The organism is uncultured Maricaulis sp. (assembly GCF_905480005.1).
Taxonomy (GTDB): Bacteria; Pseudomonadota; Alphaproteobacteria; order Caulobacterales; family Maricaulaceae; genus Maricaulis.
The window spans coordinates 1-20,842 of record NZ_CAJQOO010000178.1 but is presented as its reverse complement, the minus strand read 5'-3'; the positions used below and the strand labels follow the sequence as shown (position 1 = coordinate 20,842).

20 protein-coding genes and 1 pseudogene are annotated in these 20,842 nt (G+C 64.0%); 11 read left to right on the top strand and 10 right to left on the bottom strand.

From position 1 onward, the window contains the following. Window positions 1-14: 14 nt before the first annotated feature. On the top strand, window positions 15-554 hold the full coding sequence (gene thpR / locus QZ266_RS14655; RefSeq protein ID WP_295696438.1) for an RNA 2',3'-cyclic phosphodiesterase: 540 nt from the start codon (window positions 15-17) through the stop codon (window positions 552-554). On the opposite strand, the gene QZ266_RS14650 is transcribed toward thpR, so the two are convergent. The 4 genes from QZ266_RS14650 to QZ266_RS14635 form a co-directional block, all read right to left on the bottom strand. After that, entirely contained in the window at window positions 539-1,006 is a 468-nt protein-coding gene (locus QZ266_RS14650; protein WP_295696436.1) for a low molecular weight protein-tyrosine-phosphatase, read from the bottom strand. The two genes, thpR and QZ266_RS14650, sit on opposite strands and share 16 nt — an antisense overlap. Window positions 1,007-1,010: 4 nt before the next feature. Then, window positions 1,011-1,649 carry a histidine phosphatase family protein gene (locus QZ266_RS14645; protein ID WP_295696435.1) on the bottom strand — a complete coding sequence of 213 codons (639 nt, stop codon included), beginning with the start codon at window positions 1,647-1,649 and terminating at the stop codon, window positions 1,011-1,013. A 69-nt stretch (window positions 1,650-1,718) separates the two neighbouring features. Continuing rightward, a complete protein-coding gene (locus tag QZ266_RS14640) occupies window positions 1,719-2,852 on the bottom strand; it encodes an ATP-binding protein (protein WP_295696433.1) in 1,134 nt (377 codons plus the stop codon). A 183-nt stretch (window positions 2,853-3,035) separates the two neighbouring features. Continuing rightward, the gene (locus QZ266_RS14635; RefSeq protein ID WP_295696431.1) at window positions 3,036-4,268 is read right to left on the bottom strand and encodes an argininosuccinate synthase; all 1,233 of its coding nucleotides are present in this window, start codon (window positions 4,266-4,268) and stop codon (window positions 3,036-3,038) included. 136 nt (window positions 4,269-4,404) lie between these two features. Between QZ266_RS14635 and glsA the strand changes: the two genes are divergently transcribed. Further along, entirely contained in the window at window positions 4,405-5,670 is a 1,266-nt protein-coding gene (gene glsA / locus QZ266_RS14630; RefSeq protein WP_295696429.1) for a glutaminase A, read from the top strand. Here the strand turns inward: glsA and QZ266_RS14625 are convergent. Both QZ266_RS14625 and QZ266_RS14620 read right to left on the bottom strand, forming a co-directional pair. Next, window positions 5,667-6,386, bottom strand: a complete 720-nt coding sequence (locus QZ266_RS14625; RefSeq protein ID WP_295696427.1) for an SdpI family protein — start codon at window positions 6,384-6,386, stop codon at window positions 5,667-5,669. The genes glsA and QZ266_RS14625 overlap by 4 nt on opposite strands. A gap of 2 nt (window positions 6,387-6,388) precedes the next feature. Further along, window positions 6,389-6,679, bottom strand: a complete 291-nt coding sequence (locus QZ266_RS14620; protein WP_295696425.1) for a metalloregulator ArsR/SmtB family transcription factor — start codon at window positions 6,677-6,679, stop codon at window positions 6,389-6,391. Between the two features lie 139 nt (window positions 6,680-6,818). On the opposite strand from QZ266_RS14620, the pseudogene QZ266_RS15370 reads away from it, so the two are divergent. Continuing rightward, window positions 6,819-7,415 (top strand): annotated as a pseudogene (locus tag QZ266_RS15370) (LysE family translocator); the annotation flags it as partial. A 39-nt stretch (window positions 7,416-7,454) separates the two neighbouring features. Further along, on the top strand, window positions 7,455-8,147 hold the full coding sequence (gene pyrF, locus QZ266_RS15365) for an orotidine-5'-phosphate decarboxylase (protein ID WP_366523923.1): 693 nt from the start codon (window positions 7,455-7,457) through the stop codon (window positions 8,145-8,147). A gap of 15 nt (window positions 8,148-8,162) precedes the next feature. Here pyrF and QZ266_RS14610 read toward each other — a convergent pair whose 3' ends face one another. The 3 genes from QZ266_RS14610 to QZ266_RS14600 all read right to left on the bottom strand — a co-directional run bounded on the left by QZ266_RS14610 (window position 8,163) and on the right by QZ266_RS14600 (window position 9,447). Continuing rightward, window positions 8,163-8,675, bottom strand: a complete 513-nt coding sequence (locus tag QZ266_RS14610) for a hypothetical protein (protein ID WP_295696421.1) — start codon at window positions 8,673-8,675, stop codon at window positions 8,163-8,165. A gap of 97 nt (window positions 8,676-8,772) precedes the next feature. Then, window positions 8,773-9,108: a hypothetical protein gene (locus QZ266_RS14605; protein WP_295696419.1), complete on the bottom strand. Its 336-nt coding sequence runs from the start codon at window positions 9,106-9,108 to the stop codon at window positions 8,773-8,775. A gap of 90 nt (window positions 9,109-9,198) precedes the next feature. Continuing rightward, window positions 9,199-9,447, bottom strand: coding sequence for a DUF1674 domain-containing protein (locus QZ266_RS14600; RefSeq protein WP_301063409.1), 249 nt, complete (start codon window positions 9,445-9,447; stop codon window positions 9,199-9,201). 53 nt (window positions 9,448-9,500) lie between these two features. Here QZ266_RS14600 and htpX point away from each other — a divergent pair, with 53 nt between their 5' ends. From htpX to QZ266_RS14565, 7 genes are all read left to right on the top strand, one after another. Then, a complete protein-coding gene (htpX, locus tag QZ266_RS14595; protein WP_295696415.1) occupies window positions 9,501-10,397 on the top strand; it encodes a zinc metalloprotease HtpX in 897 nt (298 codons plus the stop codon). A gap of 53 nt (window positions 10,398-10,450) precedes the next feature. After that, complete coding sequence (locus QZ266_RS14590; RefSeq protein WP_295696414.1) at window positions 10,451-11,752, top strand: transcription antitermination factor NusB; 1,302 nt, start codon at window positions 10,451-10,453, stop codon at window positions 11,750-11,752. Window positions 11,753-11,819: 67 nt separating this feature from the next. Then, a complete protein-coding gene (gene rpe / locus QZ266_RS14585) occupies window positions 11,820-12,479 on the top strand; it encodes a ribulose-phosphate 3-epimerase (protein ID WP_295696412.1) in 660 nt (219 codons plus the stop codon). Between the two features lie 4 nt (window positions 12,480-12,483). Continuing rightward, window positions 12,484-14,301: a heparinase II/III family protein gene (locus tag QZ266_RS14580; protein WP_295696410.1), complete on the top strand. Its 1,818-nt coding sequence runs from the start codon at window positions 12,484-12,486 to the stop codon at window positions 14,299-14,301. Then, on the top strand, window positions 14,298-16,199 hold the full coding sequence (locus QZ266_RS14575; protein WP_295696408.1) for a polysaccharide biosynthesis protein: 1,902 nt from the start codon (window positions 14,298-14,300) through the stop codon (window positions 16,197-16,199). Before QZ266_RS14580 ends, QZ266_RS14575 begins: the two co-directional genes overlap by 4 nt. Before the next feature lie 62 nt (window positions 16,200-16,261). After that, window positions 16,262-17,857, top strand: coding sequence for a bifunctional phosphoribosylaminoimidazolecarboxamide formyltransferase/IMP cyclohydrolase (gene purH, locus QZ266_RS14570; RefSeq protein ID WP_295696406.1), 1,596 nt, complete (start codon window positions 16,262-16,264; stop codon window positions 17,855-17,857). A gap of 79 nt (window positions 17,858-17,936) precedes the next feature. After that, window positions 17,937-18,794: a dienelactone hydrolase family protein gene (locus QZ266_RS14565; protein WP_295696404.1), complete on the top strand. Its 858-nt coding sequence runs from the start codon at window positions 17,937-17,939 to the stop codon at window positions 18,792-18,794. On the opposite strand, the gene QZ266_RS14560 is transcribed toward QZ266_RS14565, so the two are convergent. Further along, the coding region (locus QZ266_RS14560; protein WP_295696402.1) for an NAD-glutamate dehydrogenase domain-containing protein at window positions 18,785-20,842 on the bottom strand (2,058 nt) is incomplete at its 5' end. The two genes, QZ266_RS14565 and QZ266_RS14560, sit on opposite strands and share 10 nt — an antisense overlap.

Below are 20,842 nucleotides of genomic sequence, written 5' to 3'. Positions count from 1 at the left end.
CAGCGGATTGACCCATGACACTTCGCCTCTTTGCCGCCCTGCCCGTGCCAGACAGCCTGCATGCCGATATTCGTCGCCTGCAGAAGGGCGTCCCCGGTGCGCGCTGGCGTCCGCCGGAAAACTTTCACGTCACGCTGCGCTTCTTCGGCGAGATGGATGAGCGGCGCGCCGAGGACCTCGACGCGGAGCTGGCCCATATCGTCATGGCCCCGTTCGAGCTGGCCCTGTCGGGCTCGGGCTGGTTCGGCAAGCTGGATCCGCGCGCGCTCTGGCTGGGCGTCCGCCCCAGCGAGGAATTGCTCCAGCTCAATGCGAAATGCGAGCGTGCGGCGCGGCGGGCCGGTCTGGAGCCGGAGCACCGCAATTTCCATCCGCACATGACGCTGGCCTATCTCCAGGGCACGCCGATCGAGAAGCTGACCCGTTTTGCCGAGCGCACGGGCGGCTTCGCCACCGAGCCCTGGCGGGTCACGCATTTTACCGTCTATTCCAGCTGGCTTTCGCGCGGCGCCAACAATATCTACGAGCCCGAAGCGGATTATCCGCTGCTCTGATCCGTGCGCAACGAGGCCAGCAGTCCGTCGACGCTCCGCTCGATCATGTCGAGCACGCCCTCAAACCCGTCCTCGCTCCCATAATAGGGATCCGGGACATCAATACCGGTCTCGCCAGCCCAATCCATCATCAGGCTGATCCGGGCCCCGCGCCCGGCACCGGGCATGCGGCGCAGAAAGCGCAGATGGCTGCCATCCATGGCGATGATGTGATCAAAGCGTTCGAAATCCTCCGGACAGACTTCGCGTGCCGTCAGCACGGACAGGTCATAGCCGCGCGCTTCTCCGGCCTCGGTCGCTCGCTCATCCGGCGTTTCACCGACATGCCAGCCTCCCGTTCCGGCGCTGTCGACCTGCCAGTCCAGGCCAGCGGCCTCAACGCGTTGGCGCGCAACGGCGTCAGCTGTCGGCGACCGACAGATATTGCCGGTACAGACGAAAAGCAGGCGCACGGGCTCAGTCAGCAAGCGAGAAGGCGTCGGGCAGGACAGCCAGCGACCAATCCTCACCGGTCCGATAGAGCCAGAAGATGTCGCCATAGGCGTCTTCGGGGAGTCGTCCCTCACCATCGCAGCCGGCGGCCTGGGCTGCGTCAGTGCCGGCAAAGGTCGCCATCCAGAGACAGGAAGTGTTGGAATGCTCACCCACGAGGGTCCAGACGGCGTCGCCCGCTTCGACCTCGGCAAAGGCATCGCCGCGGGCACGTGTCACGGTCTCTCCTTCGCTACATCCCACGGCGTAGCCGTCACCGGCCTGGTGAACCACGACGGGTGCGCCACCGGCGGCGGCTGTCAGCCGTGTACGACATGCTGCGCTCGAATAGGCTCGCTCGAAAGGCGTGTCCCCGACCAACCCGGCAAGGCGCTCAACCATGCGCTCACCATCAGCGCTCAGCGGACAATCCATCGCATTGCAATCAGGCGATATCTTCAGGGCGTGGCGGACAACCAGGACATGCTGGTCTGCTGCCGCAATCTCGGCCCGCACCGCATCAGGAGCCAGGGCCAGCAAAGCCGGGTGGGCGCTGCCCCCGGCAGCCGGGCTACAGGCTGACAGGCCCAGCAGGACACTCGCGGCGAACCAGATCGATTTCATGATGAATTCCTCCCCGCCATCACTCTAGCGCGCGGGAGCGGGAAGGCGAAGTGACGAGACGGTAAGGCGCTAGTCGATCGCTTCCGGTTCATCCGGGACACGGATCCGGGCGGTGATGGTCGTGCCGGCGCCCGGCGCCGACTGAATCTCGATCTCACCGTCCATCAGGAGGGCCAGCCGGTGGCAGATTGACAGGCCGAGGCCGGAATCGCCGCCCGCTTCGGAACCCGTCGCGCCCGAAACCCGCGCGAGCAGCTCGCTGTCCATGCCGACCCCGGTATCGCGGACCTGGAACTGGACCCAGCGCTTCTCACCCTTGTCGGAAGGCTGTTCCACAACAAGGACAATCGAGCCGGCTGGCGTGAATTTTAGGGCGTTGGACATGAGATTGTTGAGGATCTGACGCACGCGCCCCGGATCACCCAGCACAGGGGAATCCGCGCCCTCACGCACGTCCAGCACAAGGTCCAGCCCCTTTTCACCCGCCAGCGGCTCGAATAGCCCCACGACAGTCTGGGCGATTTCGTCCGGCCGGAAGGCAACGCTGCGCAATTCCACCTTGTTGTTCTCGAGACGCGCGAGATCGAGCACATCGGACACGCGCGCCAGCATGGCTTGCGCCGAACGCTCCACCGTCGCGAGCAGCTTTCGCTGCGAGGCGTCGAGCTCGGTGTTCGAGAGCAGGCTGGACAGGCCGAGAATACCATTCAGCGGGGTCCGCAATTCATGGCTGAGACCCAGCATGAATTCCGAGCGAGACTGGCTCTGGGCGCGTTCGGTATTGGCCCGCGCCTTGAGCTCGGCCTCACGCTCGCTGCGGGAATCAATCTCACTCTCCAGCGCAGCCCGTGATGAGCGGAGCCCACGAAGAATCTCGATCAAGCGGGTGAAGAACCAGATGAAGCCAACGGCCAACAGGAGCGTCACAACCGTGTCTGAGATCCAGCGCAATGTCCCGTGAATGAAGCCCGTAATCGCCGGCAATTGCCGGGTTTCGACGAAAAACGGCCCAAACAGCATGACGATGGCGGAGAGGGAGTGATAGGCGGCCCAGACCAGCAAACCGGCCGTCAGCACGGCAACCGGACGAATGGCGTCGGCCTCACGCAGCACGTCAGCATGGCGATACATATACACCACCGCCACGATCGGGACCGCGGCGAATGCAATATCCAGCAGCACTGTCAGCAGGATGGAGTTCATGTCCCCCTCATCCTCCGTGCGAGGCCCACAAGTTCTGCAACCTAGGTCTGACCTCTGAACACAAAATTAACCCTCGGATGACGCTCAGGCTAAAACGGTCCTCTTAACACGGCGAATAGTAAAGGTCCGCCCGGCAAAATAAATTTTTCATTCATCGGCCGGGCGTCCCGACTCGCGCTGGGATCAATCGTTCTGGCCGAGCCGTCGTTTGCGGTGGGCAAGAAGCTGGAGACGCAGGGCGTTGAGGCGGATGAAGCCTTCTGCATCCGTCTGATCGTACACGACATCCTCTTCGAATGTGACATGCTCGAGCGAGTAGAGGGAGTGTTCGGATGCCCGGCCGACGACATTCACGGAGCCCTTGTAGAGCTTCACCCGAACATCGCCCGTGACATGCTTTTGCGAGTGATCAATGGCCGCCTGAAGCATTTCGCGCTCGGGCGAGAACCAGAAACCCTCATAGAGGAGTTTGGCGTAGCGCGGCATCAGCTCATCCTTGAGATGGGCGGCGCCGCGATCCAGGGTGATCTGTTCGATACCGCGATGGGCTGACATGAGAATGGTGCCGCCCGGCGTTTCATAGATGCCGCGCGATTTCATGCCGACAAAACGGTTCTCCACGAGATCGAGCCGGCCTATCCCGTGCACGCGCCCCATCTCATTCAGCTTGGTAAGGAGTGTGGCCGGGCTCATCTCGATACCGTTGAGGCTCACCGCATCGCCAGCCTTGAAGCCGATGGTGACGTATTCAGGCTGGTCCGGCGCATCCTCCGGCCGCTGCGTCCGCTGATAGACGATCTCGTCGGCTTCCTCGGCCGGGTCTTCCAGCAATTTGCCCTCCGAGGAGGTGTGCCAGAGATTGGCATCGACCGAGAAAGGCGCCTCGCCGCGCTTGTCCTTGGCGACGTGGATCCCATGCTCCTCCGCATAGCCAATCAGTTTGGTACGAGAATTGAGATCCCATTCCCGCCAGGGGGCAATCACGCGCAGATCCGGATCCAGCGCATAGACGCCGAGCTCAAAACGAACCTGGTCATTGCCCTTGCCGGTCGCACCATGGGCCACGGCGTCGGCGCCGGTTGCATGGGCAATCTCGACAAGCCGTTTGGCAATCAGGGGCCGGGCAATCGATGTGCCCAGCAGGTAGAGGCCTTCATAGACCGCATTCGCCCGCACCATCGGATAGACATAGTCGCGGACGAATTCCTCGCGCAGGTCCTCGATGAAGATCTCGGACACGCCCGCCGCTTCGGCTTTCTCGCGGGCTGGATCCAATTCCTCGCCCTGACCCAGATCGGCCGTGAAAGTCACGACTTCGGCGTCATAGGCATCCTGGAGCCATTTCAGGATGACCGACGTGTCGAGACCGCCGGAATAGGCAAGAACGACCTTTTTGACGGGCTTTTTCGACGACATGGGCAAATTCCTTCTCGACTTGCCCCTGCGCGTAGCGCTGCTCTTGCTCACAGGCAAGTGTTTCGCGGCAGTTTCGGCATGATCATGACGCGTCTTGCCGGTGGACAGATGGACAATCCTGCCCATTCTGACTCCCATGACCGCATCCGGAAACGACCCCTTCGCCCGTTTTATCGCCCGGCCGGCCCGCTTTGAGCAGGACGCCGCCGATCGGGATTCGCGGCTTGAGCTGGCACAGGCCGTCTGCCGCGCCGGGCGGGCAGCCGGGTGCGAGGACGGGGCGAGCCTGATCGATCATCTGGCATTGGCCGGCCTGGTCCCGGAAGCGCTGCCGCGCCTGGCGAGCCTTGCGGATCTCGCCGCAGGGCCGCTGGACGCTGACAGCCTGGCGAGCGGATTGACCTCGGACGCGCTCAACCTGGTCCACAATGCCCTGGAAAACCGCCTCGCGATCGGCAGCTTCGGGCAGTTCTCCAGCCGCCTGGCCAATATTTTCGCCTATGCCCGGGACGCCGATGGCGGCCATCTCGCAGACTATATTCCTGAACTGGCGAAACAGGATCCGGACGCCTTCGGCATGGCGGCCTGTACGATTGACGGCCAGCAGATGGCGATCGGTGATGCCCGGACCGCCTTCTGCCAGCAATCGGTGATCAAACCGCTGATCTACGCTTTTGCGATGGCCCTCAACGGGGAAAACCAGGTGCATCGCCATGTCGGACGCGAACCATCGGGGCGCCGCTTCAACGAACTGGCTCTTGATGCGGACAACCGGCCGCACAATCCGATGATCAATTCCGGTGCCATCATGTGCGCCTCAATGATCCGGCCACACTTGCCGGTGACGGAGAGGGCCGAACTCCTGAAACGCTTTGTCAGCTCGGCTGCCGGCGGAGCCGGGGCCGAGATTGACCAAGCCGTTTATGAGAGTGAACGCGCCACGGCGCGTCGAAATCTCTCCCTCGTCAAACTGATGGATGAGCACGATGCTTTCCCGGAGGAATCGTCCCCGGGCGAAGCGCTGGACCTTTATTTCCGGGCCTGCGCGATCCGGATGGATTGCCGGCATCTGGCCGTGGTGGCCGGCACGCTGGCCAATGGCGGGGTCTGCCCGACCACCGGGCACCGGGTGATCGACAGCCAGATCGTGCGCAATACGCTCTCGCTCATGCTGACCTGCGGCATGTATGATTACTCGGGCGAATACGCCTTCACGGTCGGGCTGCCAGCCAAATCGGGCGTATCCGGTGGCCTGATGATCGTGGTGCCAGGTGTGGGCGGTTTCAGCCTCTGGAGCCCGCGCCTCGACCGACAGGGCAACCCTGTTCGCGGGATTGAAGTCTCAAAACGCCTCGTCGAGGCCTTCCCCTTCCACATTTTCTCCGGGGTCACACGCGCCTAATCGCTCGAGGCTCGGGGGTCTTCGGTCTCAACCTCATCCGGCATCGCTGTCTCGCGGGTCGGGTCATTGCGCCAAACCCAGTAGGAATAGGCCGTACCAATCACAGCTGGCGCCAGGCCGACAATCAGAGCCAAACCGAATTGTAGCCTTGCCGGCAGGAACCAGACGCCGGCGAGCAGGATCAAACCGGCCAGAACCATCAGGCGACCGACCAGGCGGTGCGTCTTGTCCCAGGCCAGGTCCGAGGACAGCGTCCATGGGGTCCGGATTCCGACAAACCAGTTCGGCCGCGCCTTGCCCAGGACATTGCCAAGCAGGATGAAGAGAATGCCGACGGCGGTCAGGCTCAGACCCGGCATGAAGCGGGTCCCATCCGCATCGACCCAGCCCAGGCCGAAGGCAAGCATCGCCGCCTCGAGCACAAGCAGAAGGGCCAGCGTGCCGGACCAGGCCGTATTCAGGACCACACGGGAGCGCGCCAGGTTACGGCCACGCGGATCGATTGCAGGCAGTATGGCAAAGGCGAGACTGATCCCGATCATGATCGCAGGCAAAAGGAAGAAGGCTTCGAGACGTCCGCCCCAGCGGTCAGGCTGGCCGTCAATGCCCCAATGGACCGGTATCCGGGTATCGGCATCTGTTCCGAGCCATCCCGCGACTGCCATAACCAGGGCTGGCAGGATGAAGACCATTGATCTGAGAAGTGCCGCTCGCATCCCTATTCCTCCTCCTGGCCCGGCCTTGCGCCATGCTGTTTGCCAACCAGTTCCATGAGCCAGCCCAGAGCCTCATCGGCGACGCTGGCATTGAGACGATAGACAATGGTGGTGCCATGCCGCTCGGCAATGATCAGGCCGGCCGCCTTGAGGCTGGCGAAATGGCCCGACATGGTTGGCTTTGACACCGGATACCGGGCCGCCAGCTCACCGGCCGATTGGGGGCCGTCACGAAGGGCACGAAGCACGTCCCGCCGTACCGGGTGGGCCAGGGCCTTGAATACGTCACTCATCGGGTCGGGGTCTCATGTCTCATCAATAATTCGGCATGTGACTAATCACAAGTCACCGACTCTTGAAGCCTGCGGGAATGGACAAAGCGGTCAGACGCGGCACTCTGCGGACACTCACCCCGCCCGTCACGAGTTCATCATGCTTGATCCTGCCCTTTTTCCGGTATTTCTGGTCGGCGCGACGGCGCTCGCCCTGGCCCCCGGACCCGATATGGCCTTCACGCTTGCCACGGCAGCCTCGCGAGGTCGCGTCGCCGGCCTCGCCGGTGCTGCCGGCATCGTCGCGGGGGGTGCAATCTGGACGGTGCTGGCCGCTGCGGGCCTGGCCGCACTCCTGGCCACCGCCGAGCATGCCCTGACCGTAATCCGATACGCAGGCGCCCTCTATCTGCTCTACCTGGCGTGGAAAACATTGCGTCACCTGGATGCTCCGCTGGAGTCCAGGGGCGCCCGCAGCAGTTGGCGCGCTTTTCGTCGCGGCCTGGTGACAAACCTGCTCAACCCGAAGATCGGCCTCTTCTTCCTCGCCTTCCTGCCGCAGTTCACGAATGCCGAGCTGTCGCCTGTATGGCTGCAAATGCTTGTGCTGGGCGGGATATTTTTCTCTATCGGCACCGGAGTCCTGATTATTGTCGCGCTGGCCGCCGGGCAGGCTCAGGCCTGGCTAGCCGGGTCGCGCACCGCCCGGCGCGCGCTAAACGGCCTGTCCGCGACCGCGTTCGGCGGTCTGGGCCTGCGCTTGATTCTGGTCGACGACGCGGTTTATAAGCGCGCTATGTCACACGCTGATCCCCGCCTTATCGTCGCGCTCGACCTGCCGACGACCGACGCCGCATGGTCTCTGGTCGAGTCCATTGGCGATACCGCCAATTTCTACAAGATCGGGCTCCAGCTCTTTCCCATGGGCGGGATGGAGCTGTGCCGCAAGATCAAGGCGACCGGCAAGCAGGTCTTCCTCGATTTCAAGCTTCACGACATTCCGGCCACTGTGGAGAAGGCGACCCGGTCAATCACGACGGGCGGCGCCGACCTCCTGACCATCCACGCGGAACCGGCCGTCATGCGCGCCGCCGTTGCCGGTCGTGAAGGCTCGGATCTCAAGCTTCTCGGCGTGACCGTGATGACTTGCTATGACGACGCCATGCTGGCGGAGATGGGGTATGCCTACGGCGCGCGAGACCTGGTCTTGCGCCGGGTCGAACAATCGCTTGAAGCGGGCGTCGACGGGATCGTCGCCAGCGCGCATGAAGCGAAGGAAATCCGGGAACGCTTCGGCGATGACCTGCTGATCGTGACCCCTGGCATCCGGCCGGCCGGCGCTGATGTCGGTGATCAGAAGCGGGTCGCGACGCCGGCCAGCGCCCTGGCAGACGGCGCCAGCCATCTTGTGGTCGGTCGACCCATCAATGCGGCGCCGGATCCCGCAGCGGCCGCGGCGGCCATCGTATCGGAAATCGCCAGCGTCTGATCCGATGACAAGCGGTTACGGACCGACCAGGCGTGTCCGCAAGGCGGCGCGGGCCTCCATGCTCACGACCGGCGCGCTGGAGCGCTGACCCGGAGTGAGCAGTCCGACCCGGCCGGATCCGTCAATCACGATCATGCCGCGATAGCCGTACTGGATCGCCGGGGCGCGGCCGACCCCGCCCACCAGGCCGCCCTGGAAGAAATCATCCGACAATCGGACCGTGTCCGCTTCCGTGCGCACCGCCGGCATTGTCGCGGGCATGGTCGCGGGGATTGACGTGCGCGGCGTCTCGCGCACGGCCATTCGACGCGGTTCCGGGCGCGTATAAGCCCGCTCATCCCGCACTGCTGGCCGGGCTCCGGCCAGTTGCGGCGAGGCATCCGCGGGCATGTCAGTAAAGCGACACGGCGGACCGGCATAATCACCCGCCAGCGCCTGGCGGATATCCTCGGGAGAGCACTCGCGCACCGGCACCGATTGCGCCGTGGCGGCAGTCGAGCCGAGCGTCAGGCCTGTCAGGGCGATCATGAGACTGAGGATCCGGTGTTCCATTCCGGCACACTAGCAGGCCGTCATGCTGCCGCTAAGCCTCTGCACCGGTGAGGCGAAGCCGGAGCCCCCGGCTTCACGCGTCAGGCGCGCTCAAGCGAACCCCGTCAAGCCAGTCCGTCGCCGCATCGCGTGCCTTGAAAATGCGGACTGTCAGGGTCTCATTGCCCTGATAAAGGGCCTCCCAGACTGCGCCGAGAGCGTCAAAGAAAGGCGATTCAACGACATTGGCGCCAAAGAGGCTGTGGCCGGGCGCGTGATCCGCCTGCCAGTCCGAAAGCGCTGTCTTGATAGCGTCGATATCGGCAAACGTCATCTCATCGAGATCAGCCTCCGCCGTGTAGACGACGAGACGATTGAAATGGGGCTTCCAGTCAGGATGGGCAGCGACGTCGGCATAGGCGTCACGCACAGCGTCCAGCCCGATCTGACCGTGCCAGACAAGCTCGAAAAATCCGCGGTCGTGATGGACGGAAATTTCGTAGGGGGTCCGACCGGGGCGTCAGAAGTCACAGATAATGCCCTTCTTCTCCCAATCTCCGAAACGTGTCGGCTCCGGCCCCTTTCGACCGCCCAGCTCAGCTGGCGCATCAGCCGCTTGCGCCTGTTGCGCGGCTTCCCGGCGCGCCGCGGCTTCGGCCAAGGCCCGTTCCGCCGCCGGGCTGAGCACTTTGGCGGGCGCCTTCGCGTCCGCCGTGGAAGAGGGGATGGGCGCGGTGTCGTTCCCGCCTTGCTGATCATTCTCGCTCATCCCATCTAGATAAGCCGAGAGCCACGGCTCGCCAAGGCAACCAGGCAAGACAAATGACAGCGAATACACTTCGAACCTTCCTCCTCCTCGCCGGCATGACCGCGCTCTTCATGGGGATCGGCTATCTGCTCGGAGGGGCCGCCGGCGCCATGCTGGCCTTGATTGTGGCCGCGGCCATGAATCTTTTCGCCTGGTGGAATTCGTCCGACATGGTGCTGCGCATGCATGGCGCCAGGGAGGTCGGGGCAGACGAGCGCCATCCCGCCCTGCGTCAATATGCCAGCGATGTGGAGTTTCTGGCGCGACGCGCAGGTTTGCCCATTCCGCGCGTTTTCGTGATCGAGAGCGACCAGCCCAATGCCTTCGCAACCGGGCGCGACCCGGCCCATGCAGCTGTCGCCGCGACAACCGGGCTCCTGCAACGCCTGTCCCGGTCCGAAATCCAGGGCGTGATGGCGCACGAACTGGCTCATGTGAAGAACCGCGATACCCTGACCATGACAATCACCGCCACGCTGGCCGGTGCCATCGGCATGCTGGCCAATTTCGCCCTTTTCTTCGGCGGCAATAACCGCGCCGGCTTGCTCGGCTCGCTGGCCATGATGATTTTCGCTCCGATGGCCGCCATGCTAGTCCAGAGCGCGATCAGCCGGGCCCGCGAGTACGAGGCAGACCGGGTCGGAGCGGAGATCGCCGGCGACCCGATGGCGCTTGCCGGTGCCCTCGAGAAAATCGAGCGCTCGGCCCGGCAGACGATGAATGTCGGCGCGGAGCGCAACCCGGCGACCGCCCACATGTTCATCATCAATCCGCTCAATGGTCAGCGGATGGACAATCTCTTCTCGACCCATCCGGACACTGCCAACCGGATCGACCGCCTGCGCCGGATGGCGGGCGCAAGCGCCGCGGTCCAACCAGGACCCTGGTCACAGCGCGGTCCCTGGGGATGATGGCGCCGCAGCGAGTGATCGACGGGGCGCGGCCCGCATGCTAGCTCCGCGTCATGAGTGACGGACTTGCCCCACGCCGCGCCGCGGCCCTTGCCTATCTTGCCGTGATGAAACAGCGCCGGACCCTTGAGGCTGCGCTGGAACACACGCCAGACTTCAACGCCATGAGCGATCGCGACCGCGCCTTCGCCCGCGCCATCACCGCCACCACCTTCCGGCGTCTCGGCCAGACCCGCACCGTGCTCAACAAGCTGCTTTCGCGGCCGCTCGACGAGACATCAAAGGGCGCAGAAGCGCTGCTGGTGACCGGCGCCACCCAGCTTCTGTGGATGGAAGGTGCGCCGCATGCCGTCGTGTCCTCGACCGTCGACCTGGCCCAGGAACGCCCCGACGCCCAGCGGATGAAGGGCCTGATCAATGCGGTCCTGCGCCGCGTCGACCGCGAAGGCGCCAGTCTCGTCAAGCAGACCCTGCCCCGCGACAATCTGCCGGAATGGCTGCGCGATAGCTGGCGCGCCGCCTATGGCCCGGGCACGCTGAGCCGCATTGCCAATGCCATCATGACCCCGCCACCACTCGATCTGACCCTGCGCAACCCAGCTGAGACCGAAGCCTGGGCCGAAAAGCTGGAGGCGGAAATCCTGCCAAATGGCAGCTTGCGCCGAAACGTGGTCGGCGATGTCCGGGCATTGCCCGGATATGAGGACGGCGCCTGGTGGGCCCAGGACGCTGCGGCAGCCATTCCTGCCACTTTGCTGGATCTTGGCCCGGGCAAGCTTGCCATCGATCTGTGCGCGGCACCCGGCGGAAAAACCCTGCAACTGGCCGCCACCGGTGCCGACGTCACGGCGCTGGACCTGTCGGAAAAACGGCTTCAGCGGGTGCGGGAGAATCTCGACAGAACGGGTCTGGATGCTCAGCTGGTAGCCGGTGATGCACGCGAATTCATGCCGCCCCAGCGGGCGGACGCCGTTCTGCTGGATGCCCCATGCACCGCCACCGGCACGCTGCGCCGCCACCCGGAAGCCGGCTGGATCAAGCAGGCCGACGATACGCCGCGCATGGCCCGACTGCAGGACGAAATGATCAAGGCCGCCGCCGACATGCTGAAACCTGGCGGTCAGCTGGTCCTGTGCACCTGCTCGCTCCAACCGGAAGAGGGCGAAGCCCTTGCCGGGCGGGTCGTGGGCCGCAACAAGCAGCTCAAGGATTCGCCCATCAGGGCCGAGGAATTGCCGGGCCTGGAATCAGCGCTGACACCAGCGGGCTGGGTGCGCCTCACGCCGGCCCTCTGGGCCGAGCAGGGCGGTATGGACGGCTTCTTCATTGCCCGGTTCGTGAAACGCGCCGGATAAGACCAAAACCGGCCCCGCCCGCCGCATGCGACTTGCGCGGGTCTGGCCTCACTGTTATCGGATCGATATGGGCGCTCCTGTAATCATTTCTCCGTCCATCCTCTCGGCGGATTTCGCCAAGCTGGGTGAAGAGGTTCGGGCTATCGACATGGCCGGGGCCGACTGGATTCATATCGACGTGATGGACGGGCATTTCGTGCCCAATCTCACCATCGGGCCTGCGGTCATCAAGGCCCTGCGTCCACACAGCAAAAAACCGTTCGATGTGCATCTGATGATCACCCCGGTCGATCCTTTCATCCAGGACTTCGCCGATGCCGGGGCCGACATCATCACCGCCCATCCCGAGGCGGGACCCCACTTCCATCGCACAGTCCAGACGATCAAGGCGACCGGTGCGAAAGCCGGTGCGGCGCTGAACCCGTCCACCCCTGTCGAAGTGATTGATTACGTGCTCGAGGAGCTCGATCTTGTGCTTGTCATGAGCGTCAATCCGGGCTTCGGCGGCCAGAGCTTCATCACCAGCCAGCTCAAGAAGATCGAGGCTCTCAGGACGCGCATTGATCAGCGAGGCCTGGCAACAAAAATCGAGGTGGATGGCGGCGTCAATCCGCAGACCGCGCGGGATTGCATCAATGCCGGGGCCTCGGCGCTGGTCGCGGGCTCTGCCGTCTTCAAGGGCGGGCCGGACGCCTATCGCGACAATATCTCAGCCCTGCGTAGCTGATCCCATGGCTCGCGCGGTGCGTCTGTCCGACTATGCCGGCGCGATGATCGCCTCCGTGCGGCGCGAGGCCTCCTCGACGCTTCAATCCATAGGCCTGTTCTCGAGCCTGCGCGATCTCGGCCCCTTGCCCTCGGAGACCGGGCCGTTACCGGAAGATTTCTACGCCTCCCGCCCGGATCGGGGTACCGAAATCCTGGCCGGTCGATTCCAGCTCGCCGGTGACCTGGTCTCGGTTGATCCTGAACACGACAATATCTGGCTGAAACCCGCCCCGACCCGGGCGTTCGCGCGGCGCTTGCACGGTTTTGGCTGGTTGCGCGACGTCATTGCGGCTCCGACCCCGAAACCGGAAGACCCGGACGATTTCGGCCTCTCCGATGATGATGAAGAGGCGGGCGCTGCCAATGCCCGGGCCCTGGTCGACAGCTGGATCCGCGCCTTCGGCCGCTGGAACAGTTTCGCCTGGAGCCATGGCGTGCTGTCCGCACGCCTGATCAATTGGCTGCGTGCGGGCGGCACATTGTTCGAGACAGACGAGTCCGACAGGAAGGCACGCAATACCCGTTTGCGTAGCCTTTTGCGTCAGGCGCGCTACCTCCAGCGCACGATTCCGCTGGCCCATGACGGGGCTGTTCGCCTGCGGTGTGCCATCGCGCTCAGCTTTGTCGGCCTGTGCGTCCCCCGGCAGGCCGGTCTCCAGAAATCCGGACTGGCTGCGCTGGAAAAAGAGGTCAAACGCCAGATTCTTCCCGATGGCGGTCATATCTCGCGCTCACCCCGTGCCGGCACTGAAGCCCTGATTGACCTCATCGTCCTGCGGGACGTCGCTGAAACCGCGGGCGTCGAAATACCGCGTGAGATTGTGCGGGCCATCGACCGTCTTGCGCCGATGTCGCGCTTCTTCCGCATGAGCGATGGCGGGCTGGCCAGTTTCCACGGTGGCGGTGAGTGCGATCATGGCGCCTTGAAGATGGCCCTCTCGCGCGATGACACCGGCGCCAAACCTTTCGGTTTCGCGCCTCATTCCGGTTATCACCGTGCCGAGGCCGGTGGCGCCACGATCCTGCTCGATGTCGGCAAAGCTCCCCGCGGGACACTGAGCACCAGCGCCCATGCCAGCGCGCTGGCCTTTGAGCTGTGCACGACCGGCGGTCGGCTGGTCGTCAATTGCGGCTGGCATGATGATCAGCCGTCGAGCTGGCGCGAAGCGGTCCGCGCGACGGCGGCGCACTCCACGCTGACGCTCGAGGAAACCTCCTCTGCCCGCCTGTTCGCGCCCGGCTGGAAACGCGACCTGCTTGGCCCACGCCTGACCTCGGCCCCCGGATCGGTCACGGCCCGCCGCAATGAAGAGGATATGGGCGTCTGGCTGGAAGGCATTCATGAAGGCTATCGCGCCGATTACGGCCTTTCCCATCGTCGCCGCGTTTTCCTGGCGGCAGATGGCGGGGATTTACGTGGCGAGGACGCCCTGTTCCGGCCGGTTTCGGACGGACCGCCGGAGGATGTCGATGTCCGCTTTCGGTTTGCCATTCGTTTTCACCTCCACCCCGATGTCCGGGCCTCGCTGTCGCGCGATAGTATGAGCGCCTTGCTGGTTCAACCCGATGGCGATGGCTGGCGTTTCAGGACCGATGGCGGACCGATCCGGCTGGAACGATCTGTCTATCTGGCTGCCGGTGCACCTCCACAACGCGCCACGCAAATAGTAGTACAAGGGGAAGCCGAGCCCTTCGGGGCCGGAGACAGGCCACCGAACCGTGTGCGCTGGGCGTTTCAGCGCCTGGGCCAGGTCGGGGGTACGCAGGGGGAAACCGGATGAGCCAGCCGCCGTCCAAGGCGCGGGGCGCGACATCAATTCGCAGCCAGATGTCCATGGTGACCGTCGCCCTGTTCGATCTTGCTGCCGGCGCTGTGTCGATGTGGGCAGCCGTCCTGTTGCGCTATCGATTCGAGCCGGGGCCCGCTCCCGACGAGGTCATGCTGCAATCCGTGGCGGTCTTCGCGCTCGCCTGCGCGATCATCTTTCCGATCGAAGGTCTGCATCGCGGACTTTGGCGCTATACCGCCCTCAATGACGCCGCCCGCATCGTGCGGGCTATCGTCCTCGCCAATCTCGTTTTCCTGCCCATTCTCTTCCTGATCAACCGGCTGGATGGATTCCCGCGGACCTCCATCCTGCTGGAAATGCCGATCCTGCTCTTCATCCTGCTCGCCGCACGCCTGTCTGTGGCCGCCTTGCGAACTCAGGGCTTGCGCGGCGCCTTGCAGATCGAGGATCGCTCCAAGCCGACCGCCATCCTCGTCGGAACCGATCTGGAGCTGGACGACGCCTTGCGTGATCTTGGTCGCCGCAATGGCTCGGCACCCTTCCGGACCAAAGGCCTGATCGAGCCAGGCGCCAGCCTGACCGGCCACGCCATTCGCGGCATACCGGTTCTCGGTGGTCTGGAAGCCCTGCCAGCAGCCCTCAAACGCCTGTCGGAAGTCGAGAAGGATCCGCCACGCGTCGTGCTGGCCGGAGCCCATCCCGATTCCGATACGGTCAATCAACTCATCCGCATCGCCTCTCGCACCGGGGCGAAACTGTCCCGGGCTCGTCCGAGCGATGGGCGTGAGGCCTTCTCGCCGGTTGAAGCGGCTGACCTGCTCAATCGACCGCCTCGGGCGCCCAATCTGTCGCCGGCCCGGCCCCTTATCGAGGGGCGTCGCGTTCTGATTACGGGCGCGGGGGGCACCATCGGGTCACAGCTGTCCCGCCTGGCGGCCACTCTCGGGCCGGAGAAACTGATCCTGTTCGATGCCTCTGAAGCCAATCTCTACGAGATCGATCTGGAGTTTGCGCAACGCCATTCAGGTATCGCCTGGCGGGCTGTGCTGGGTGATGTCCGCGACCGCGACAGGCTCGACCAGGTCTTCCGGGGGGAAAAGCCGGACGTGGTCCTGCATGCGGCCGCCCTCAAACATGTACCGATGAGCGAGCGCAATCCCGGCGAGGCCGCGCGCACCAATATCATCGGCACGGTCAACACGATCGAGATGTCGCAGACATACGGTGCCAGCGTCGTCGCCCTGATTTCCACCGACAAGGCGGTCAATCCAGGCAATGTCATGGGCGCCACAAAGCGGGCCGCGGAACTCTATGCCCGGGCCGCGGCGCCGAAGTCGGAGGCGACCCGTGTCTGCGTGGTCCGCTTCGGCAATGTGCTGGGTTCGACCGGGTCCGTCGTACCGCTTTTCGAACGCCAGATTGAGGCCGGCGAAGCCGTGACCGTCACCGATCCGGAGGCGACGCGTTATTTCATGACCGTCGAGGAAGCCTCCGGCCTGGTCCTTGATGCGGCCGCCCAGACCGCCGCGGATCCGGCGCTCAATGGCGCCCTTTATGTGCTCGACATGGGACGCCCGGTTCTGATCATGCGCCTTGCCCGCCAGTTGCTGCGCTTGCGGGGCCGCGACCCGGACGCACCGGGCGCGATCCGCGTTGTCGGCCTACGACCGGGCGAGAAGCGCCATGAGAGCCTGGTCTATGATTTCGAGAGCACGATCGAAACCTCGATAGACGGGGTTTGGGCCGTGACCGGGCCGGAGCTTGATACCGAAACGGTCAAGGCTGGCCTCGATGCCATCGTGACAGCTGCCGGCAGTGGCGATGTGCCCGGCGCGTCGGCGGCGCTGGAAGCGCTGTGCAAACTGCGCCCCTCGACCCGGGAAGATTGACTTGACGGCCCGCCGTGTTACCTCGCGGCGAACCACCGGCATGAAGCAATGGAGACCATTCCATGTCCGACCATGACCACGCCCCCGTCCGCCGCGCCCTGATTTCTGTCTCCGACAAGTCGGGCCTTGTTGAGCGCGGGCGCCAGCTCGCCGATGCCGGCGTCGAGATCCTCTCAACTGGCGGCACGCTGCGCGCCCTCAAGGATGCGGGCATCCCGGCCAGGGATGTGTCCGAGGTCACGGAATTTCCGGAAATGATGGATGGCCGCCTCAAGACGCTGCACCCGCGCGTGCATGGTGGTTTGCTGGGACGGCGCGACAATGGTGATGATCGCGCGGCAATGGGCGCGCATGGGATCCCGCATATCGACCTGCTCTACGTCAATCTCTACCCGTTCGAGGAAACCGTCGCCAAAGGCGCGGAGTATGCCGATTGTGTCGAGAATATCGATATTGGCGGCCCGGCCATGATCCGCGCCGCGGCCAAGAACCATGCCTGGGTGAATGTCTGCTGCGATGGTGAAGATGTTGACCGTGTCCTGGCAGAAATGCGTGACCATGACGGTCATTCCAGCCTCGATCTGCGCAAGGCGCTCGCGGCCAAGGCCTATGCCCGTACCGCCGCGTATGACGCGGCCATATCAAGCTGGTTCGCGGACGCCCTCGACGATCCGGCCCCGGCCTATCGGGCCTTTGGCGGCGCGCTGACGCAGGCCCTGCGATATGGCGAGAATCCGCACCAGAATGCGGCTTTCTACGCCAGCGCCGAAAACCGGCCGGGCATCGCGACCGCTCGCCAGCTTCAGGGCAAGGCTCTGAGTTACAACAATCTGGCGGACGCGGATGCGGCATTCGAACTGGCCGGCGAGTTCGCGCCTGACGACAAGGCCGCCGTCATCATCGTCAAGCACGCCAATCCCTGCGGCGTTGCCCTGCATGACGATCTGGCCGTCGCCTATGAGAAAGCCTTCGCCGCCGACCCGATCTCCGCTTTCGGCGGTATCGTCGCGATGAACCGCAAGCTCGATGCCGACACAGCCGGCGAATTGGTGAAGATTTTTACCGAAGTCGTGATCGCGCCGGACGCCGATGAAGACGCGCTGGCGGTTCTTTCCGCCAAGTCCAATTTGCGCGTCCTGCTGACCGGCGGCATGCCGGATACGACCCAGGGCGGATGGCTGACAAAGACGGTCGCAGGTGGCCTCCTGGTGCAGGAGCGCGATATCGGCATGATCGGCGCGGACGCGCTCAAGGTCGTGACCGAGCGGGCGCCCACCGAGGCCGAACTCGCCGATCTCCTGTTTGGCTGGAAAGTCGTCAAGCACGTGAAATCCAACGCCATCGTCTATGCCCGCAATGGGTCGACGGCCGGGATCGGCATGGGCCAGACAAGCCGCCTCGAAGCCGCTCGCCTGGCGGTACGCAAGGCCGAGGCAACCGCTGCCGAAAATGGGTGGGACGAGCCGAGGACCCAAGGGTCGGTCTGCGCATCAGACGCCTTCTTCCCCTTCGCCGACGGCCTGCATGCAGCCGTCGAGGCGGGCGCCACTGCCGTCATCCAGCCGGGAGGGTCAATCCGTGACGAAGAGGTGATTGCCGCCGCCAACGAAGCTGGCGTGGCAATGGTCTTCACCGGGATGCGTCACTTCCGCCACTAGCGCGCCCTGCACGTGAATCGACTAAACATTGCGCCACCACGCGCAATGGGCTCACCTTGCATGCATGACATTGTCCCGCTTGATCCGACCACTCATCATCGCGTTCCTCATCCTCATGTCGGGGCTGGGGGCCTGTGCGACCGGTAATTTCACCGGCTGGAGTGTGCCCGAGCGTACCTTGACCGAGCAGACCGCGCTCCTGCGCGAGCATGTCGAGATCCGGCTGCCTGAAGCGGCAAGTGGCCCGGTTCCAGCGGCAATCCTGCTGCACGGGTGCGGCGGTCTGCGCGATGTTCAGGAGGATTATGCAAGCGCGCTTCTGACGGCCGGCTATGGCGTGGTCCTGGTCGATTCGAACAGTGCCCGCGGGATTGGGCGTTTTGGCGCCATGACCCAGGTCTGCACCGCCCAGCGCCTGTGGGGGCAGGAACGCGCTGCCGACATCCCCGCGGCGATCGCGATCGCGTCGGAATCGCCCGGCATCGATGCTGATCGCCTGGCCCTGATTGGGTGGAGCCATGGCGGCTGGACAGTCCTGGAAGCGCTCGATTTCGCCGATGAGGATCGCACCTCACCAGCCCTTTCCCCGCAGCCCTCCACTCCATTGCCCGGGATCAGAACCGCGATCGCGATCTATCCCTATTGTGGGTTTCCAGTCCGGGCAGACGGGCGCGGCTTTGCCTCTGATATTCCGCTGCACGCCCTGCTGGGCGGCCGTGATGTCGTGGCCCCTGCCCGCGATTGCGAGCGCCTGTTCGCCCGCGCCGCCGAGGCGGGCCGTCCTGTCAATCACGAGCTCTGGTCAGGCGTGACCCATGCTTTCGACGAGCCCAATGGGCCGCCCGATCCGCGGATGGAATATGATGCTGACGCCGCTCAAAGAGCACGCGCCAGCATCATTTCATGGCTGGATGAGGCGTTTGCCGATCAGGGTTGAACGACGGCTGCCATCTCGCCGAGCTGGGTCGATGCAATGGCCAGCTTGGACAGGGTCCAGCTGCCCGATTCATCGAGCTGCCGCTGAACCGAGTCGACCCGTCCCGCCTCTTCCTCATTGATCGTGTTCCAGGCTTCCACCAGCGCATCGGCCCATTCGCGGGTCGGTTCCTCGACGCCGGAGGCCAGGGATCCACCCGCCTGGACAGCAAACTGCATCGCTGACGCGGTGAAGGCCTGCTGGCTGGCGTAGAAGTCTTCCATGAGGCGGCGGACAGCCAGACGGTCCCAGTGCAGCTCGGAGGATACCTCCTGGCCGAGGCCCCGCAGGCGGTCGAACTTAAAGCGCGCGCCGACGGCGTGGTAGATATAGGCGGTCGAAGCCAGGGGCCAATCCGACCCCATTGCCATGTCAATCACGTCGGTCGACGAGGTGAGCGGCCGCAGCTCGGCAACGGCCAGGGCGATGTCTTCGGGAGCGCCGGCTTCGATAAAGCGCTTCTGGCGCGCCTTCACACCCCGGCGTTCATGGGTGGAGATGATTTCGTGGACCATGCCACGCAAGCGCTGCACGCCTGGCTGATATGCCTCGATCACATCCGTGATGGAGTCGGGAATTGACGAGTTCTGGTTCCGGCTGCGCCGCACGAGCCAATAGGTCTGGCGACGCAGGAGGCGGATGATTTCCTCGTGCAGCTGAACCTGGACCTCCGCTGGCGCCTTGTTGTCGAGCGCATTGATCGCCTCGGTGATCTCGGCAAAACCGAAGATCTGGCGACCGGCCTCAAAGGCCCGGGTGATGGCGGGCACAGCCGCAGTGGTGGAGTCGATCGCCCGGTGAATAAAGGTCGGGCCGCCGAGATTGATCATCTCATTGGCCAGAACAGTCGAGACAATCTCGCGGCGAAGGCGATGACCTTCCATCGCATCGCTCAGATCATGCAGACCCTTCGGGAAATAGCCCACCAGCATCGAATTGAAATGCGGATCATCCGGCACATCGGACGCAACCAGCTGATCAAATAGCGTGATCTTGGCGTAGGAGTTCAGCACGGCGAGCTCGGGTCGGGTGAGACCCTGTTCCCGCGCCTTCAGACCACGAACCTGCTCGACAGAGGGCAGGCCCTCGACGTCCCGATCCAGCTGACCCAACTCCTCCAGACGCGCCATGAAACGCTCATGGGCATCAAGGTCGGCGGCCGCCGTATGTTCGGCCAGCGAAATGGCCAGGGACTGATCATAATTGTGGCGCAGGGCATGGGTCGCGACATCATCTGTCATCGACTCCAGCAGCCTGTCGCGCGCCTCTCGCGTCATCTCGCCATTGCGGACCATTGGACGCAGGAGGATCTTGATATTGACCTCATGGTCCGAGCTGTCCACGCCGGCGGAATTATCAATGAAATCAGCATTGGCGCGTCCGCCATGACGGCCAAACTCGATACGGGCCGCCTGGGTGAAGCCCAGATTGGCACCTTCGCCGATAACCCTGGCCCGCACCTCATTGGCATTCACGCGCAAGCCGTCATTGGTCTTGTCGCCCACTTCCCAGTGTTGCTCCGTGGTGGCCTTCACATAGGTGCCAATGCCACCGAACCACATCAGCTCGACATCCGACTTCAGCAGGGCATTGATGAGCTCGATCGGGCTGGCATTGTTGTTGGTCAGGCCGGTGAGGGCCTTGATCTCGTCGCTCAGTGGAATCGATTTGGCCGATCGCGCGAAAATTCCGCCACCTTTCGAGATCAGCGACGTGTCATAGTCCTGCCAGGATGTTCGCGGCAGGTCGAACAGGCGCTTGCGCTCATTCCACATCGTCTCCGGGTCACCCGGATCGGGATCGATGAAAATATCGCGATGGTCGAACGCTGCCACCAGGCGAATCTGCTTCGACAACAGCATGCCATTGCCGAAGACATCGCCGGACATGTCGCCAACGCCAATCACCGAGAAGGGTTCGGCCTGGATATCCGTGCCCATCTCACGGAAGTGACGCTTCACCGATTCCCAGGCTCCGCGCGCCGTGATGCCCATTTTCTTGTGGTCATA

Excerpts from the sequence above, each read along its gene's own strand:
- thpR (WP_295696438.1), top strand. The coding sequence starts at position 15 with ATGACACTTCGCCTCTTTGCCGCCCTGCCCGTGCCAGACAGCCTGCAT.
- QZ266_RS14645 (WP_295696435.1), bottom strand. The coding sequence starts at position 1,649 with ATGAAATCGATCTGGTTCGCCGCGAGTGTCCTGCTGGGCCTGTCAGCC.
- QZ266_RS14640 (WP_295696433.1), bottom strand. The coding sequence starts at position 2,852 with ATGAACTCCATCCTGCTGACAGTGCTGCTGGATATTGCATTCGCCGCG.
- QZ266_RS14635 (WP_295696431.1), bottom strand. The coding sequence starts at position 4,268 with ATGTCGTCGAAAAAGCCCGTCAAAAAGGTCGTTCTTGCCTATTCCGGC.
- glsA (WP_295696429.1), top strand. The coding sequence starts at position 4,405 with ATGACCGCATCCGGAAACGACCCCTTCGCCCGTTTTATCGCCCGGCCG.
- QZ266_RS14625 (WP_295696427.1), bottom strand. The coding sequence starts at position 6,386 with ATGCGAGCGGCACTTCTCAGATCAATGGTCTTCATCCTGCCAGCCCTG.
- QZ266_RS14620 (WP_295696425.1), bottom strand. The coding sequence starts at position 6,679 with ATGAGTGACGTATTCAAGGCCCTGGCCCACCCGGTACGGCGGGACGTG.
- pyrF (WP_366523923.1), top strand. The coding sequence starts at position 7,455 with ATGTCACACGCTGATCCCCGCCTTATCGTCGCGCTCGACCTGCCGACG.
- QZ266_RS14610 (WP_295696421.1), bottom strand. The coding sequence starts at position 8,675 with ATGATCGCCCTGACAGGCCTGACGCTCGGCTCGACTGCCGCCACGGCG.
- QZ266_RS14600 (WP_301063409.1), bottom strand. The coding sequence starts at position 9,447 with ATGAGCGAGAATGATCAGCAAGGCGGGAACGACACCGCGCCCATCCCC.
- htpX (WP_295696415.1), top strand. The coding sequence starts at position 9,501 with ATGACAGCGAATACACTTCGAACCTTCCTCCTCCTCGCCGGCATGACC.
- QZ266_RS14590 (WP_295696414.1), top strand. The coding sequence starts at position 10,451 with ATGAGTGACGGACTTGCCCCACGCCGCGCCGCGGCCCTTGCCTATCTT.
- rpe (WP_295696412.1), top strand. The coding sequence starts at position 11,820 with ATGGGCGCTCCTGTAATCATTTCTCCGTCCATCCTCTCGGCGGATTTC.
- QZ266_RS14580 (WP_295696410.1), top strand. The coding sequence starts at position 12,484 with ATGGCTCGCGCGGTGCGTCTGTCCGACTATGCCGGCGCGATGATCGCC.
- QZ266_RS14575 (WP_295696408.1), top strand. The coding sequence starts at position 14,298 with ATGAGCCAGCCGCCGTCCAAGGCGCGGGGCGCGACATCAATTCGCAGC.
- purH (WP_295696406.1), top strand. The coding sequence starts at position 16,262 with ATGTCCGACCATGACCACGCCCCCGTCCGCCGCGCCCTGATTTCTGTC.